The following is a 13,668-nucleotide window of genomic DNA, read 5'->3' on the forward strand; positions in this document are numbered from 1 at the left end:
CAGTTGGCCGTCATGACGTGGCGTCAGTATGGCGCGAAATGCATATGAGCTCATATGCATTCCTGTGTACGGGGCCCACCCAGGATGGGGCGCACCGGGCCACGGACGGTGGCGCGGCGACGACGAAGGGGAGGACTCCATGGGAGGACGGACGGCCGGTCCGCCGGCGCTCCGGCGCCTGGTGCTGACGGTACTGATGGGGATGTGCCTGGCGCTGCTGGGTGGCGCACCGGCGATGGCGCAGGGCGCGCCGGGCGGGCAGGTGCAACAGGTGGCGCAGGCGCAGGCCGCCGGGTGCAGGCCGACGGTGCAGGGATCGTCCGTCTACGCCACCTGCACCATGGCCGCCACGGCGCGGTGGTACGTACGCGCGGCCTGTCGTTCGGGGGACATCACGGACCCCGGCTATGCGATCTACGGCAACATCGTCACCGGCACCGGTACCTCCTCGGCCCGGTGCACGCTCCCGGGCACCTTCATCAGCGGCACGGAGATCGTGACGCTCCCGCCGGAGCCGACCTACCGCCACGGCCCGATCGTCGGTGTCTTCTCCGGGAAGTGCGTCGACGTGAACAACGGTTCCGACCGGGACGGCACCCCGGTGCAGATCTTCCCGTGCAACGGAACCGCGGCCCAGACCTGGTGGATCTCCTCGGACAACAAGATCATCGCGCTCGGCAAGTGCCTGGACGTCAAGCACAACGGCACCACCAACGGCACCATCGTCCAGCTCTACACCTGCAACGGCGGCGGCAACCAGGAGTGGGTCGGCACCCCCGCGGGCGGCCTGATGAACCCGCAGTCGGGCAAGTGCCTGGACAACCTGGGCTTCAACTCGGCGGACCGGGCGCCGCTCGGCATCTGGGACTGCAACGGCCTCACCAACCAGATGTGGGAGGTGCCGGTCGACTGACCGGGACCCCGGCCACCGTACGGCCGCCCCCGGCCCCGGCCCCGGTGCCGCCCCGCCCGAGCGGCGGCGGCGCCGGGGCCGACGCCGTCCGGCACCGTGGACGTCCGGCACCGTGGACGACCGGCCGAAAAGCATCAGTAGACTGCTCGCCGGTTGTCGACGTCCACGATTCGGAGAGCATGCGCCATGGGCCACAGGCGTGCCGCGCGGGGGACTCGGGGGACATCGCGAAGATCGGGGACAGCGGGAACGGCGGGGACGCCGGGGACGCCGGGGACCTCGGGGACGAGGAGGGCGCGGAGAACCCGCAGACCGCGGCGGCTCGCGGTGGCCCTGCTGATCGTCGCCGCGGCGGCCACGGCGACGGGGGCAGCCGCCCTCGGCGGCGGTCCGCACCCCGGTGACGCCGCCGTCGCACGGCCCGCGCCGGCCCCCGCCACCGACCCCGCCGGGTCCGTGGACCAGGGCGAGATCTCGGCCCTGGCCGGCCCGAGCGCCACCGCCACGCCCTCGCCGAGCCCGTCCGCCTCGGTCAGCGGCACCGCCGCCCCCTCGGCCGCGGCCGCCGCGGCCGCCCTGAACGCGAGCCCCGGCCTGGACAGCCCGCGGATGAAGGACATCGCCCAGCAGCTGGTCTCCAGCGCCGAGAACTCCTCGCTCGACTGGCGGGCCCAGTACAAGTACATCGAGGACATCCAGGACGGCCGCGGCTACACCGGCGGCCTGATCGGCTTCACCTCGGCCACCGACGACATGCTCCAGCTGGTCAAGCACTACCAGACCCTGAACCCCGGCAACCGCCTGGTCCGCTACCTGCCCGCACTCCAGCAGGTCGACGGCACCGACTCGCACGAGGGCCTCGACCCCACCTTCACCGACGACTGGCGGGCCGCCGCCCAGGACCCCGCCTTCCAGCGGGCCCAGGACGAGGAACGCGACCGCGTCTACTTCGACCCGGCGGTCCGCCAGGCCAAGGCCGACGGCCTGCACGCGCTCGGGCAGTTCGCCTACTACGACGCGCTGGTGATGCACGGCCCCGGCACCGGACCGCGCAGCTTCGGCGGGATCCGCGCCGCCGCACTGGCGAAGGCCAAGCCGCCGTCCCAGGGCGGCGACGAGACCGCGTACCTGACCGCGTTCCTGAGCGCCCGCCGGTCGGTGATGGCCGCCGCGCAGCACGACACCGACCGGGTGGACTCCGTCCAGTCGGCCTTCCTCAAGGCCGGCAACCTGGCCCTCGCCACCCCGCTGCGCTGGACCATCCACGGCGACGCCTACACCATCGCGCACTGACCCGCGGAAGCAGCGGGGGCGGTGGCCCCGGCCACCGCCCCCGCTCCGCCCGCTCAGATCAGCGTGCGCCAGTAGTACCAGAACCTGTTCAGCACCAGCAGCGCGATCCCGAGGTACCAGAGCGCCGGGACCACCCAGTGCCAGCGGGCGACCGCCGGCCACCAGCGGGGCGCGGGCAGCACGCCGGTGCGCAGGTTGTGCAGGGTGGTGTACCAGAACAGCGGCAGCACCACGGCCCAGACCACCATGCAGTACGGGCAGAGCGCGCCGATCTCGTACAGCGCCTGGTCGATCAGCCAGACCACGAAGCCGAGCCCGAACAGCGTCCCGGCCTGCAGACCCAGCCAGAACCAGCGCCGGTAGGCGGCCCCCGCCAGCAGGCCCGCGCCGACCGCCACGACGGCGCCGAAGGCGGCCAGGCCGATCAGCGAGTTGGGGAAGCCGAAGGCCTCCGCCTGCTCGGTGCGCATGATCGAGCCGCAGCTGATGATCGGGTTGATGTTGCAGCTGGGCCGGTAGGACGGATCCTTCAGCAGGCGGATCTTGTCGACGGTCAGCACGGCGGAGGCGGCGAGGCCCAGCAGGCCGCCGATCACCAGCAGCCAGCCGAACCGGCGGCTCGCGCCGACCGGTGCGGAGCCGCCGGACGGTGCGGAGGCGCCGGCCGGGACCGGCGCGGGCGCCGGGGCGGGCGGGACGGGGGCGGTCATCGGGTCACCCGCCGATCGACTGCTTGACCAGCGCCTTGAACTGCTCGCCGTTCAGCGGTCCGCTCTGGCCGAAGATGTTCAGCTGCTTGCCGTCCAGCTGGACGGTCGGGGTGCCCTGGACCCCGCTGTCGTTGAACGCGCTCGCCACCTTGGCCGCCCACGGCCGGTAGGTGCCCTCGGTGACGGCCTTGGTGAACGCCTCGGTCTTCAGCCCCGGCACCTGGCCGGCCAGGTCGAGGATCCGGTTGACGTCGCCGAAACCGTCCTGGCGCTCGTCCGGCTGGTTGGCGTACAGCACGTCGTGGAACTGCTTGAACTTGTCGACGCCCTCGTTCAGCGCCGCACCGGCCGCCGCCAGCGCGGTCCGCGAGCCCTTGCCGCCCAGGTTGCTGTCCAGGAACGCGGCCAGGTGGTACTCGATCTTGTACTGGCCGTCGTCGGCCAGCTGCTGCACGGTGCTGCCCGCCGAGGCCTCGAAGTTCTTGCAGATCGGGCAGCGGAAGTCCTCGTACACCTTCAGCGTGTGCGGGGCGTCGGCCTTGCCGTACACCACGACGGTGCCGTCCGGGCCGGAGGCGTTGGCGGGGACGACCAGGGTGCTGCCCGACGCGGACGCGGCGGTGTCGTCCGAGCCGCTGCCGCCGGCGGTGCCGATCGCCAGCGCGGCGCCGCCGCCGACCACGGCGATCGCACCGACCACCGACACGGCGACGATCACCCGGCGGCGCAGGGCCTCGCTGCGGGCCTCCTGCTGCTTCGCCTGCTTCATGCGGTCACGGGGGGAAAGGTGGGGCTGCTGGTTGCTGCTCATGATGGTCCGTCGACTCCTGGACTGGTGCATGCCGCGCGGACGCGCGCCGGGCATGCGGGAGGGGTGGGTGGCCTGCGGGGCCGGCCGGACCCTCCGTCGGGAGGACGGGAGGAGACGTCAGCCGGCGAGCAGCAGAGCCGGCGGACCGCGCCGCGGCGCGGGGGTGAGGACCAGCTGCGCGGGGCGCAGCAGCGACCGCTCGGCCTGCGGGACCGGCCGCAACGCGGCGGGGCAGGCGGGCAGCGGGGTGGCGGTCAGCAGGGCACGCCAGGGGGCGGGCAGCAGCGCGCGGACGGCGCGCAGCGCCTCGGCCACGCCGGTCAGCGCCCGGTCGCCGAGCCGCAGCCAGGCGGCGGCGGCCAGTGCGACGGCCACGTGCACCAGCAGCACCAGCAGCTTGACCCAGCCACCGGAGTGGCCGGCCCAGCCGGTCAGCAGCGAACTGCCGTCCACCGAACCGCCGCCGCAGACCAGCAGGTCCATCCCGTGGCCGGGGGCAGCGGTGGCACAGGTGTCCTGGCCGAGGTTGAAGGCGGTGTTCAGCAGCAGCTCGACCGGCACCAGCACGGCGGAGATCTGTACGAAGCCGCGGCGGGTCCCCGACAGCGCCATCGCGAGCAGGAAGACGGCCACCGAGGTGGCGGCGACCAGGGAGAGCGGCAGCGCCCGCCCGGTCAGCAGGACCTGGCCCAAGGCGGCGAGTGGCACGGCGAGCGCGGTGAACACCGCGGCCCGCAGGGCCCTCGTCGCCTGGTTCTCGGTCATGGTTTTGGAGTATGTCACGGCGACCCGGTCCGGCGGGAGGGCGCCTGCGGCGGGCCCGGACCGGGCACTTGACGGCACCCGGCCCGCCCGGTGGCCCCGAGGGCCACGGAATCCGCGGCCGCGGAGCCCCGCCGGAACAGGCCGGACCGGCGGCGGTGGCTGTGGCGAGCGTCACCCGCTTCCGGCCCGGGTCCGGTCCGGGTTCGGCCAGTCTCCGGTCCGGGTCCCGCCCGTGTCCCGCCCGCACCGGGTCCGCGGCGGCAGCCCCGTTCGAGCGGTGTCACCCGTGGGTGTGGCGCGCCGGGCAAACCGCCCCGGGCGCGCCTCGCCGCTGGCGACAATCGCCGGATGGACGACTCGCCCGGTACGCCGCTGCCGTTCGTACCCCACCCGGGGCCGGCCGTACCCCATCCGGGGTCGGCCCTGCCGTTGCCACCGGTGCTGCTGCCCGTCCTCCCCGCGCTGCCCTTCCCGACGCTGCCCGCGTTCCCGGAGCTGCCCGGGTGGTCCGTGCCGCACCTGCCGGGACCGTCCGGGCCGTGGCCGCCGCCGGGCCGGGACCCGTGCCCGTCCGACCCGCCCGCCCCGAGCACGCCCGCCCCGAGCACCCCCGCACCCAGCACGCCGGCGCCGGGCGCGTCGGCCCCGAGCGCTCCGGCCTCCCCCGCCGCCCCGAAGGCCGACCCGTCGACCGCTGCTGCGCCCGCTGCGCCCGTCGGGCCCGTCACCTCCGTCACCCCCGTCGCTCTGCCGCCCCCCGCGTCCCCGCTGCCCGCGGTGGCCAGGACGGACCCGCCGCCGCCCGTCCCCGCTGTCCCGGCCGCGGTGCCCGGCACCGCGGTGGCCACGACGCCGTCCGCTGCCGCGGCCGCCCCGCCCGTCCCGTCCGCGGCGGGGCTGGAGCCGGTGGTGTGGGCCGCCGTCCTGCTGGTCACGGTCCTGCTGCCGGCCGCCGTCGCCGCCCTCGTCCACCCCGTCCACGTCCCCCGGAGCCGCAGTTGAACCAGTTCGCCTTCGCCGGAGCCGGTGTCGCCATGCTCGTCGCCCTGACCGCGCTGGCCCTCGGCCACCGGTTCCGGACCGCCCCCGACGACGGACAGCCACCGCCGGACCCGCACCCGGTGCTCTCCACCATCGGCTCCGGACTGCTGTCCGGCTTCGTCCTGCTCACCGGCTTCCTGGTGGCCACCGGCTGGGCGGCCCGGACCACCCACGTGCTGCCACCGGTCGGCCTGTACGCGGCCGACGTCTGCGCCGGGCTCGCCGTCCTGATCTACCCCGCGCTGGCCGGGCTCCCCCTGACCGGCCGGCACGTCGCGGCGGTCTCCTTCTTCGGGGCGCTGGTCGGGTACACCCTGTCGGCGGCGATCCAGCTCCGGCCCTGAGCCCGGCGGACATACGCTGGACGGTCCGAGGAGATGGGGTGAGCCGCCGTGCCGCACCACGTGCCGCACCACGAGGACCGGGCCGAACGGACCGCCGGTGCGGTCCTCGCCGCCCGGATCGCCGAGCAGACCGCCCGCCTGGCCGACCTGGCCGCCGCCGTACGGGCCGACGAGCCGGACGCGGTGCACCAGATGCGGATCACCTGCCGCAGGCTGCGCAGCACGCTGCGGGTGTTCCGGCGGCTGCTCCCCGACGACCGCGGGGCCGCGGCCGAGCTGGCCTGGCTGGGCGGTGCGCTCGGCCGGGCCAGGGACTGCGAGGTGCTCGGCGAACGGCTGCTGGTGCACGCCCGCGAACTGCCCGCCGACGCGGGCCGCGACCAGGTGGTGGCGGACCTCGTCGAGTGGGAGCGCGAGCAGCTCCGCCTGGCCCGCCCGGAGGTACTGGCGGCGGTGGACGGTCCCCGGTTCGCCGCGCTGCTGGTCACCCTCGCTGGGCTGGCCGCGGCGGCCACCGGTCCGCAGCCGCCCGGCCGGGCCCGCCGTCCCGCCGGGCCCGAACTCGCCCGGGCGGTCCGCCGCGAACACCGCCGCACCACCCGCCGGGTCCAGGCCGTCGACCGGGCCGGGCCCGGCGACGACACCGACCTCGCCCTGCACGAGGCCCGCAAGGCGGCCAAGCGGGCCCGCTACACCGGCGAGACCGCCGTGCCGGTGGCCGGACCGGCGGCGGACCGCTTCACCCGCCGGATGAAGGCGCTCCAGGACGTGCTCGGCCGCCACCAGGACGCCGTGGTCGCCTGCCACGCCCTGCGCGACCTGTCCGACGGCGGCTTCGGCTACGGCGTGCTGTACGGGCGGCAGCTCGCCGCGGCGGAGCAGGCCCGCGAGGAGTTCCCGGCGGTCTGGCGCAAGGCCCGCCGCCGGCCGCACGGCCTCGGCGGCTAGGGCTGCTGCTGGACGCTCCGGTGGCGATGGCCCGAAGTCGATTGCCACGGGTCTGCCGTTGCGCGACGATCGCCGGATGGATAGGGGCGAGGGTCGGAAACTGATCCGGGTCGTGCGGACGTGTGCTGCCTGCCCGTCGCAGTGGGACGCCTGGACGGTCGACGGCCAGTACCTGTATCTCCGGTACCGGCACGGTGAGGGCTCCGTCGAGTGGCACCCCGGGCCTGACGAGGCCGACACGCCGGAGTCCTGGAACGAGGGACGCTCGGGGCTCCTCGTCGAATGGGACGACGGTACCGACGGCGGTGTCATCGGCCTTGAGGACTTCCTCGCGGCAGCGGGCCTGGCGCTGGCGCCGGGTGCCTCGGAGAGCTGAGATCGCGGTATGAGGTCAGGCGCGGCGCCGGCCGACGGGCGTTGCCCACGGGCGGGAACGGCCGCGGCCGCTGCGGCGCTGCGTCCGACGGATCACCGCAATCCTCCCTCGTCACAACGATCCGCCTGGTGGTACCGGGCGTTCTTGCCCGGCCAGTGCGGATCGATGAACGGCGGGCGGTCGACCCGCTCGAAGCAGCGGAGCAGGAACTCGGTGAAGGTCCCGGCGGTCTCGAACCACTCCCCGGATTCACCCCGGACGATGATCCGCCAGTCGTCGGGATCCGGCTCCAGGGTCAGGAAGAAGTACCAGTTGCCGTGCTCGTCGCAGCCCCACGCGAGCAGACCGCCCTCCTCGGGGTGGAACGGCCACGGGTGGAACTCGGGGTCCCGCTCCTGCGCTGTCCGCCACCCTCGCAGGTGCCAGAGGCGCTCCGCCTCCTCGCGGCTGCCGTCCACCGGCCGGTCCAGCTGCACGTAACCGTCCACGGCACCAGACCCGTAGAGGTCCAGGAAGGCCTTGTAGTCGGTCGGCAGCGCCAGTCCCAGCAGTGCCTCCGACGCCGACCACAGCTCGGGCCGCGCCCGCCCCCAGTGCTCGGGTTCGCCGAGCCGCTTCCTCAGCCTCTCCAGTGCGGTGGCCACCACAGCCCTTTCCCCCTCCGACGCATGAACGCTGCCGGGTGGCATCTTGCCCCCACCGGCCGACAGGCGTCCGGTGCTCCGCCGTCCGGCGGGCACCTGGACGGCTCGGCCCGTGCGCGTCCCCGCGCGAACGCCGCAGGCCGGAGCCGCCGCGGGAGCGGCCTCGGCCCGGGTGGCCGGGGGCTGTGCGTGGTGTCAGCGGCCGGCTCCGTCGGGGTTCAGGCCCGCGGAGGTGGCTGCCGTGGTCAGCAGGTCGCGGAGCATCTGCGGGGTGAGGCGGCCGGTGTAGGTGTTGCGCGGGCTGACGTGGTAGCAGCCGAACAGCTCCAGGGGCGGGCCGCCGTCCGCCGCCGGCAGGACGACCCGGGCGCCGTGCCCGAACACCGGCCGGGGCCGGGGCAGCTGCCAGCCGGCGGCGCCCAGCGCCGGGAGGACCGCCTGCCAGGCGAAGCCGCCCAGGGCCACCAGCGTCCGGACGGTCGGCCGCATCAGCTCCAGCTCCCGGGCGATCCACGGGCGGCAGGTGTCACGCTCGCCCGGCGTCGGCTTGTTGTCGGGCGGGGCGCAGCGCACCGGGTCGGTGATCCGTACGCCGCGCAGCCGGAGGCCGTCGGTGCGGCTCACCGAGTGCGGCTGGGAGGCCAGCCCCAGGTCGTACAGGGCCTGGTAGAGGAGGTCGCCGGACGGGTCGCCGGTGAAGATCCGGCCGGTCCGGTTGCCGCCGTGCGCGGCGGGCGCCAGGCCGACCAGGGCCAGTGGGGCGTCCGGCGGTCCGAAGCCGGGGATCGGGCGCGCCCAGTACTCCCAGTCCTGGTACGACCGGCGTTTGACGCGGGCCGCCTCCTCCCGCCACTCGACCAGGCGCGGGCAGGCCCGGCAGCCGGTGACCAGCGCGTCCAGTTCGGCCAGGGAGCGGACGGATCCGGCGGGGTGGGGGCAGTGCTGCTCCATGGCCAGATCCTAGGCTCGGCGGCGCCTCCGCCGCGGGGAGTCGGCGGAGTAGCGTTGGCAGTGGGTCCGGCAGTCCTGCCCCGAGGTGACGCGATGCTCGTTGTGGAGTTGATTCTGGGGGTGCTGGCGGTACTGGCCGTGGTGGCCGGTCTGAGCGTGCGGACGGTGCAGCAGTTCCAGCGCGGGGTGGTGTTCCGGTTCGGGCGGGTGCGGGAGGAGGTCCGGGACCCGGGGCTGGTGATGATCATGCCGGTGGCGGACCGGCTGAAGCGGGTCAACGTGCAGATCGTGACCATGCCGGTGCCCGCCCAGGAGGGCATCACCCGGGACAACGTCACGGTGCGGGTCGACGCCGTCGTCTACTTCAAGGTCGAGGACCCGGTGAAGGCCACCGTCAACGTCCAGGACTACGCGTTCGCGATCTCCCAGGTGGCCCAGACCTCGCTGCGTTCGATCATCGGCAAGAGCGAGCTGGACGACCTGCTGGCCAACCGCGAGCCGATCAACCAGGGGCTGGAGCTGATGCTGGACAGCCCGGCGCTGGGCTGGGGCGTCCAGATCGACCGGGTGGAGATCAAGGACGTCGCGCTGCCGGAGTCGATGAAGCGCTCGATGTCCCGGCAGGCCGAGGCGGAGCGCGAGCGGCGGGCCCGGATCATCACCGCGGACGGCGAGTTCCAGGCCTCCGCCCGGCTGTCGGAGGCGGCGGCCATCATGAGCGCCACCCCGGCGGCGCTCCAACTGCGGCTGCTGCAGACGGTGGTGGAGGTGGCGGCGGAGAAGAACTCGACCCTGGTGCTGCCCTTCCCGGTCGAGCTGCTGCGCTTCCTGGAGAGTTCCACCGAGCGCGCCCAGGCGCAGACCCCGAAGCCCGCCGGGCCCCCGCAGTCGCCCGAGCCGCGGATCCGTCCGGTCGAGCAGTTGGAGCTGCCGGACGTGGACGGTGTGCTGGCGGCCGAGATGCCCGCCGAGGAGGTGCTGGCGCGGGAGGAGCCGCCGTCGGCGGTCCTGGCGAAGGAGGAGCCGGTGGCGCAGGTGCTCAAGGCGGTCCGGTCGGCGGCCGACCGGATCCCCGGCGGGCCCGCGGACGCCGCGGAGGGCTGACCTTCCTCCGCCGCGCGGGCGGGTGCCGGGGGCCGGGCCGGGGCCGGTCCGGCCCGGTGGCGTGGGCCGCCGGGCCGCCCCAGGATGGAGTAACAGGGCTGTACAGCGACGTCGGGAGGCCGGACCATGACCACAGCCGGAGAGATCATGCACCCGGGGGCCGAATGCATCGGGGAGGGCGAGACCCTGGCCGACGCCGCACGGATCATGCGGGACCGGGGGGTCGGCGCACTGCCGATCTGCGGTGAGAACCAGAAGCTGCTGGGCATCCTCACCGACCGCGACATCGTGCTCAAGTGCGTCGCCGAGGGCCGTGACCCGTCCACCGTTCGTGCGGTCGAGCTCGCCGTCGGCCGGCCGATGACCGTGGAGGAGGACGAGGACGTCGAGCAGGTCCTGCGGGTCATGGAGCAGCACCTGGTCCGCCGGCTGCCGGTGATCAACCATCCCGAGCACAAGCTGGTCGGCATGATCAGCGAGGCCGACATCGCGCGGGGGATGCCGCAGGGGAGGGTGGCGGAGTTCGTCGGCACGATCTGCGCCGAGTAGCGCGGCGGCGAGCGGCGCGGCCACGAGCGGCGCCCGGCGGCGCCGGCCCTGACCAGGGCCGGCGCCGCGCGGTGTGTCAGAGCCGTGCCAGGAGGGTGTCCGCGATCAGCTGGTACCCGGCGTCGTTGGCGTGGATGTCCCCGCGGCCCATGTTGGTCAGCTGCAGGATCCGGGCCACGTCCAGCGGCACCCGGGCGCCGTTCAGCGGGACCAGGGGCAGCAGTGCGTTGGTGTCGAAGGCGCGGGCGACATCGGCCGTCGGCACGCCGTGGGCCGCGTCGACGGCGCCGATGGTGGCGTTGAGCAGCCCGGCCAGCGGCAGTGAGAGCAGCGCCGTGGCCCGCCCCTGGTCCCCCGTCAGCCAGGCGGCCAGGTAGGGGTCGTAGAGGTTCATCCCGAGGATCCGGGTGTGCGGTCCGGCGGCCGCCCGGAGCCGGTCGAGCACGGTGGCGAGCCCGCTGCGGACGGTGGCGATGCCGTCGAGCGTGCACCGCACGTCGATCGCCCCGCCGGCCGTGCAGTGGCCGATGTCGTTGGCGCCGATGTCGAGGGTGACCAGCACCCGGTCGTCGTGGTGCGCCCGGAGGTACGTCTCGGCCTCGGCCAACTGCGAGCCGGGGTACGGGTGCGGGTACGGGCAGCCGCCGCCGGTCATCGTCGCGGTGGACTCGCCCGGGCAGCCGAGGTCGGTGAACGCGAACGCCTGCCCGGCGGCCGCCGCCCGCCCGCCGAGCACCTTCGCGATGTCCTGCGCGTAGCCGCGCCCGACCACGTGGCCGCCGTCCGGGGTCGACTGGTAGCCGGCGGCCAGCGAGTCGCCGAGCGCGAGGTAGTGGGTGGGCGTGCGGCTGTCCGCGGCCGGGGCGGACCGGGCGGCCCGGGCTTCCTGGGCGGCGGAGGCGCCCGTCAGGCCGAGCACCGAGGCGGTGAACACCACTGCGGCGAGCAGGAGTCGGAGTCTTCCGGGCAGGGCTGAGCGCATGCGGACCTCCCGTGTGGGCCGGCCGAGGGGTGGGCTCGGCCCGGTGAGGCTACTGCGCGGTAGCGCCGCTGCCCAGGGGTCGCGCACCCCCGGCCGCGGCCCCCCGGCTCAGCCCGGGAAGGCGTACACCGCGCTGGCCTGCGCGGCGGGTTCCGGCTCGCCCTCGGCGGTGAGCATGACGTCGACGAACGCCAGCCGCCGGCCGAGCTTGGTCACCCGGGCGGTGACCAGCACGTCGGCGCCGAGCACCGCGCGCTGGAAGCTGGTCGACTGCTGGACGGTGGTCATCGGCCCGAACCCGCCCCGGGCCGCCGACACCGCCACCGCGCTCGCCGTGTCGGCCGCCGCCATCAGGGCCTGCCCGGACAACCCGCCGCCCTCCCGCGCCAGTTGGTCCGACCAGGGCAGCCGCAGCACCGCGTGCCGGTCCCCGGTCTCGGTCACCGACAGGCCGAGCGCCTGCACCCAGGGCGCGAAGTGGTCGGCCAGGATCTTGTCCGCCTCGGCGGTGGTCACAGTGGTCACGCCGCGATGGTAGGGCTGCGGTGGCCGCCGCGTGCGGAGTTCGGAGGTGCCGCACCCGGTGGACCGGCGCGCGGCCGGTCGATCCGGCTGCCCCACCGCGATCCCGGACCGCCGGGACGGCCCTCCGCGACCGGACGCGCCCGCTGCCGGACGGCCCGTCGGGACGGATCCGGCCAGGGCCTTTTCCGTCCATCGATTACCCCTTCCAACCCCGTTGAGCTGCGACGAAGCTAGTGATCGCCGCCAGGGAGGCAGGCCGGGAACACCGGCCGGAAGCCCCCGGTGGCCGCCGAGTTCGGCTGCTCCTGCAGGGCGGCCGCGTCGGCCGAACCCACTCACTTCCGTTCACCGCTCAGGGGTATCGCCATGTCTTCGAAGGTCTCCAAGTTCGTCCGTATCGCGCTCGCCGCCTCCATCGCCGCCTCCGGCGCGATCGCCACCACGGCCTTCACCGCCACCGCCGCGCACGCCGCCTCCTCCTCGGTCGACGGCAAGATCACCCGGGGCGAGATCATCGCCCGTGCACAGTCCTGGATGGGCAAGAACATCGGCTACGCCTCCGGCAACTACCCGGACTCCTCGGGCCGTGACTACCGCACCGACTGCTCGGGCTACGTCTCGATGGCCTGGCACCTCGGCAGCTCTCTCACCACCCAGAGCCTGCCCTCGGTCTCCTACGAGATCTCCCGCGCGGACCTGAAGCCCGGTGACATCCTCAACAGCTTCTACGACCACGTCATCCTCTTCGACCACTGGGACGACGCCGCCCACACCACGTTCTCCTACTACTCCTTCGGTTCCACCCCGGTGAAGCACGTCACCGGCGTGTCGATCAACGCTGCGACCTTCGACTCGCACCCCAACGGGGACTATAAGGCGCTGCGCTACAAGAACGTCGTCAACGACGTCTCCCTGGTGGATTTCAACGGTGACGGGAAGACGGACATTGCGGGGAAGCTGTCGGACGGTCAGTTGCAGCTGTGGACGGGTACGGGTGCGGGTTCGCTGGATGCTTCCAGTGGGAACTCGATGTTCCCGGGGACCGGTTTCGGTGCGGTGAGTGACATGGTGGCGGCGGACTTCAACGGTGACGGGAAGACGGATGTCGCGGGGAAGCTGTCGGACGGTGAGCTGCTGATGTGGCCGGGGACCGGTGACGGCAAGGTGAACGGCAATGCCGGTGCGGCGATGTTCGCGGGGACGGGTTTCGGTGCGGTGAGTGGTCTGCTGGCGGGTGACTTCGACGGTGACGGCAAGGTCGACATCGCGGGGAAGCTGTCGGACGGTCAGCTGCTGATGTGGCCGGGCACCGGTGACGGCAAGGTCAACGGCAACGCCGGGAAGGCGATGTTCGCGGGGACGGGCTTCTCGGCGGTGAGTGACATGGTGGCGGCGGACTTCAACGGTGACGGTAAGACGGATGTCGCGGGGAAGCTGTCCGACGGTGAGCTGCTGATGTGGGCGGGTAACGGTGACGGCTCGGTGAGCGGCAGCGGTTACGCGATGTTCCCGGGGACGGGTTTCGGTGCGGTGAGCGATCTGGTGGCGGGTGACTACAACGGTGACGGCAAGGCGGACATCGCCGGGAAGCTGTCGGACGGTCAGCTGCTGATGTGGCCGGGCACCGGTGACGGCAAGGTCAACGGCAACGCCGGTACCTCGATGTGGTCCGGCAACGGCTTCGCCGCGGTCCACAACCTCATCTGATGCCG

The 13,668-nt window shown here is 73.9% G+C and carries 16 protein-coding genes; 9 read left to right on the plus strand and 7 right to left on the minus strand.

Translation table 11 applies throughout. The features are described 5' to 3' along the window. The first annotated feature begins 139 nt into the window (after window positions 1–139). Together AC2TEW_RS31490 and AC2TEW_RS31495 are read left to right on the plus strand one after the other, a co-directional pair. On the plus strand, window positions 140–913 hold the full coding sequence (locus AC2TEW_RS31490; RefSeq protein ID WP_484626742.1) for a ricin-type beta-trefoil lectin domain protein: 774 nt from the start codon (window positions 140–142) through the stop codon (window positions 911–913). Window positions 914–1,384: 471 nt separating this feature from the next. Then, entirely contained in the window at window positions 1,385–2,206 is an 822-nt protein-coding gene (locus tag AC2TEW_RS31495; protein WP_484626774.1) for a chitosanase, read from the plus strand. 53 nt (window positions 2,207–2,259) lie between these two features. Here AC2TEW_RS31495 and AC2TEW_RS31500 read toward each other — a convergent pair whose 3' ends face one another. The 3 genes from AC2TEW_RS31500 to AC2TEW_RS31510 all read right to left on the minus strand — a co-directional run bounded on the left by AC2TEW_RS31500 (window position 2,260) and on the right by AC2TEW_RS31510 (window position 4,492). Then, window positions 2,260–2,916, minus strand: a complete 657-nt coding sequence (locus AC2TEW_RS31500; RefSeq protein WP_484626743.1) for a vitamin K epoxide reductase family protein — start codon at window positions 2,914–2,916, stop codon at window positions 2,260–2,262. 4 nt (window positions 2,917–2,920) lie between these two features. Next, window positions 2,921–3,727, minus strand: a complete 807-nt coding sequence (locus AC2TEW_RS31505) for a DsbA family protein (RefSeq protein WP_484626744.1) — start codon at window positions 3,725–3,727, stop codon at window positions 2,921–2,923. A 117-nt stretch (window positions 3,728–3,844) separates the two neighbouring features. After that, entirely contained in the window at window positions 3,845–4,492 is a 648-nt protein-coding gene (locus AC2TEW_RS31510) for a hypothetical protein (protein ID WP_484626745.1), read from the minus strand. Window positions 4,493–4,840: 348 nt separating this feature from the next. Between AC2TEW_RS31510 and AC2TEW_RS31515 the strand changes: the two genes are divergently transcribed. From AC2TEW_RS31515 to AC2TEW_RS31530, 4 genes are all read left to right on the plus strand, one after another. After that, window positions 4,841–5,494, plus strand: a complete 654-nt coding sequence (locus tag AC2TEW_RS31515) for a hypothetical protein (protein ID WP_484626746.1) — start codon at window positions 4,841–4,843, stop codon at window positions 5,492–5,494. Next, the gene (locus AC2TEW_RS31520; protein WP_484626747.1) at window positions 5,491–5,877 is read left to right on the plus strand and encodes a hypothetical protein; all 387 of its coding nucleotides are present in this window, start codon (window positions 5,491–5,493) and stop codon (window positions 5,875–5,877) included. Before AC2TEW_RS31515 ends, AC2TEW_RS31520 begins: the two co-directional genes overlap by 4 nt. 48 nt (window positions 5,878–5,925) lie before the next feature. Beyond that, window positions 5,926–6,825, plus strand: coding sequence for a CHAD domain-containing protein (locus AC2TEW_RS31525; protein ID WP_484626748.1), 900 nt, complete (start codon window positions 5,926–5,928; stop codon window positions 6,823–6,825). Window positions 6,826–6,901: 76 nt separating this feature from the next. Further along, window positions 6,902–7,201: a hypothetical protein gene (locus AC2TEW_RS31530; protein ID WP_484626749.1), complete on the plus strand. Its 300-nt coding sequence runs from the start codon at window positions 6,902–6,904 to the stop codon at window positions 7,199–7,201. Between the two features lie 92 nt (window positions 7,202–7,293). On the opposite strand, the gene AC2TEW_RS31535 is transcribed toward AC2TEW_RS31530, so the two are convergent. Beyond that, window positions 7,294–7,848: an SMI1/KNR4 family protein gene (locus AC2TEW_RS31535; protein ID WP_484626750.1), complete on the minus strand. Its 555-nt coding sequence runs from the start codon at window positions 7,846–7,848 to the stop codon at window positions 7,294–7,296. Window positions 7,849–8,040: 192 nt separating this feature from the next. Continuing rightward, window positions 8,041–8,796 carry a uracil-DNA glycosylase gene (locus AC2TEW_RS31540; protein WP_484626751.1) on the minus strand — a complete coding sequence of 252 codons (756 nt, stop codon included), beginning with the start codon at window positions 8,794–8,796 and terminating at the stop codon, window positions 8,041–8,043. A gap of 93 nt (window positions 8,797–8,889) precedes the next feature. Here AC2TEW_RS31540 and AC2TEW_RS31545 point away from each other — a divergent pair, with 93 nt between their 5' ends. Beyond that, window positions 8,890–9,900 carry a slipin family protein gene (locus AC2TEW_RS31545; protein ID WP_484626752.1) on the plus strand — a complete coding sequence of 337 codons (1,011 nt, stop codon included), beginning with the start codon at window positions 8,890–8,892 and terminating at the stop codon, window positions 9,898–9,900. 126 nt (window positions 9,901–10,026) lie between these two features. Continuing rightward, window positions 10,027–10,449, plus strand: coding sequence for a CBS domain-containing protein (locus AC2TEW_RS31550; RefSeq protein ID WP_484626753.1), 423 nt, complete (start codon window positions 10,027–10,029; stop codon window positions 10,447–10,449). A gap of 76 nt (window positions 10,450–10,525) precedes the next feature. On the opposite strand, the gene AC2TEW_RS31555 is transcribed toward AC2TEW_RS31550, so the two are convergent. After that, on the minus strand, window positions 10,526–11,431 hold the full coding sequence (locus AC2TEW_RS31555) for an SGNH/GDSL hydrolase family protein (RefSeq protein WP_484626754.1): 906 nt from the start codon (window positions 11,429–11,431) through the stop codon (window positions 10,526–10,528). A 108-nt stretch (window positions 11,432–11,539) separates the two neighbouring features. Beyond that, a complete protein-coding gene (locus AC2TEW_RS31560; protein WP_484626755.1) occupies window positions 11,540–11,956 on the minus strand; it encodes a PaaI family thioesterase in 417 nt (138 codons plus the stop codon). Window positions 11,957–12,322: 366 nt separating this feature from the next. Between AC2TEW_RS31560 and AC2TEW_RS31565 the strand changes: the two genes are divergently transcribed. After that, the gene (locus AC2TEW_RS31565; RefSeq protein ID WP_484626756.1) at window positions 12,323–13,663 is read left to right on the plus strand and encodes a C40 family peptidase; all 1,341 of its coding nucleotides are present in this window, start codon (window positions 12,323–12,325) and stop codon (window positions 13,661–13,663) included. Window positions 13,664–13,668: the final 5 nt, after the last annotated feature.

The sequence above is a fragment of the Kitasatospora sp. NEAU-CNBT7 genome, assembly GCF_057220535.1.

What these genes read in the sequence shown, in the direction of transcription:
- AC2TEW_RS31540 (WP_484626751.1), bottom strand. Translation starts at nt 8,796, where the DNA reads ATGGAGCAGCACTGCCCCCACCCCGCCGGATCCGTCCGCTCCCTGGCC.
- AC2TEW_RS31550 (WP_484626753.1), top strand. Translation starts at nt 10,027, where the DNA reads ATGACCACAGCCGGAGAGATCATGCACCCGGGGGCCGAATGCATCGGG.
- AC2TEW_RS31505 (WP_484626744.1), bottom strand. Translation starts at nt 3,727, where the DNA reads ATGAGCAGCAACCAGCAGCCCCACCTTTCCCCCCGTGACCGCATGAAG.
- AC2TEW_RS31530 (WP_484626749.1), top strand. Translation starts at nt 6,902, where the DNA reads ATGGATAGGGGCGAGGGTCGGAAACTGATCCGGGTCGTGCGGACGTGT.
- AC2TEW_RS31510 (WP_484626745.1), bottom strand. Translation starts at nt 4,492, where the DNA reads ATGACCGAGAACCAGGCGACGAGGGCCCTGCGGGCCGCGGTGTTCACC.
- AC2TEW_RS31515 (WP_484626746.1), top strand. Translation starts at nt 4,841, where the DNA reads ATGGACGACTCGCCCGGTACGCCGCTGCCGTTCGTACCCCACCCGGGG.
- AC2TEW_RS31565 (WP_484626756.1), top strand. Translation starts at nt 12,323, where the DNA reads ATGTCTTCGAAGGTCTCCAAGTTCGTCCGTATCGCGCTCGCCGCCTCC.
- AC2TEW_RS31500 (WP_484626743.1), bottom strand. Translation starts at nt 2,916, where the DNA reads ATGACCGCCCCCGTCCCGCCCGCCCCGGCGCCCGCGCCGGTCCCGGCC.
- AC2TEW_RS31555 (WP_484626754.1), bottom strand. Translation starts at nt 11,431, where the DNA reads ATGCGCTCAGCCCTGCCCGGAAGACTCCGACTCCTGCTCGCCGCAGTG.
- AC2TEW_RS31490 (WP_484626742.1), top strand. Translation starts at nt 140, where the DNA reads ATGGGAGGACGGACGGCCGGTCCGCCGGCGCTCCGGCGCCTGGTGCTG.
- AC2TEW_RS31545 (WP_484626752.1), top strand. Translation starts at nt 8,890, where the DNA reads ATGCTCGTTGTGGAGTTGATTCTGGGGGTGCTGGCGGTACTGGCCGTG.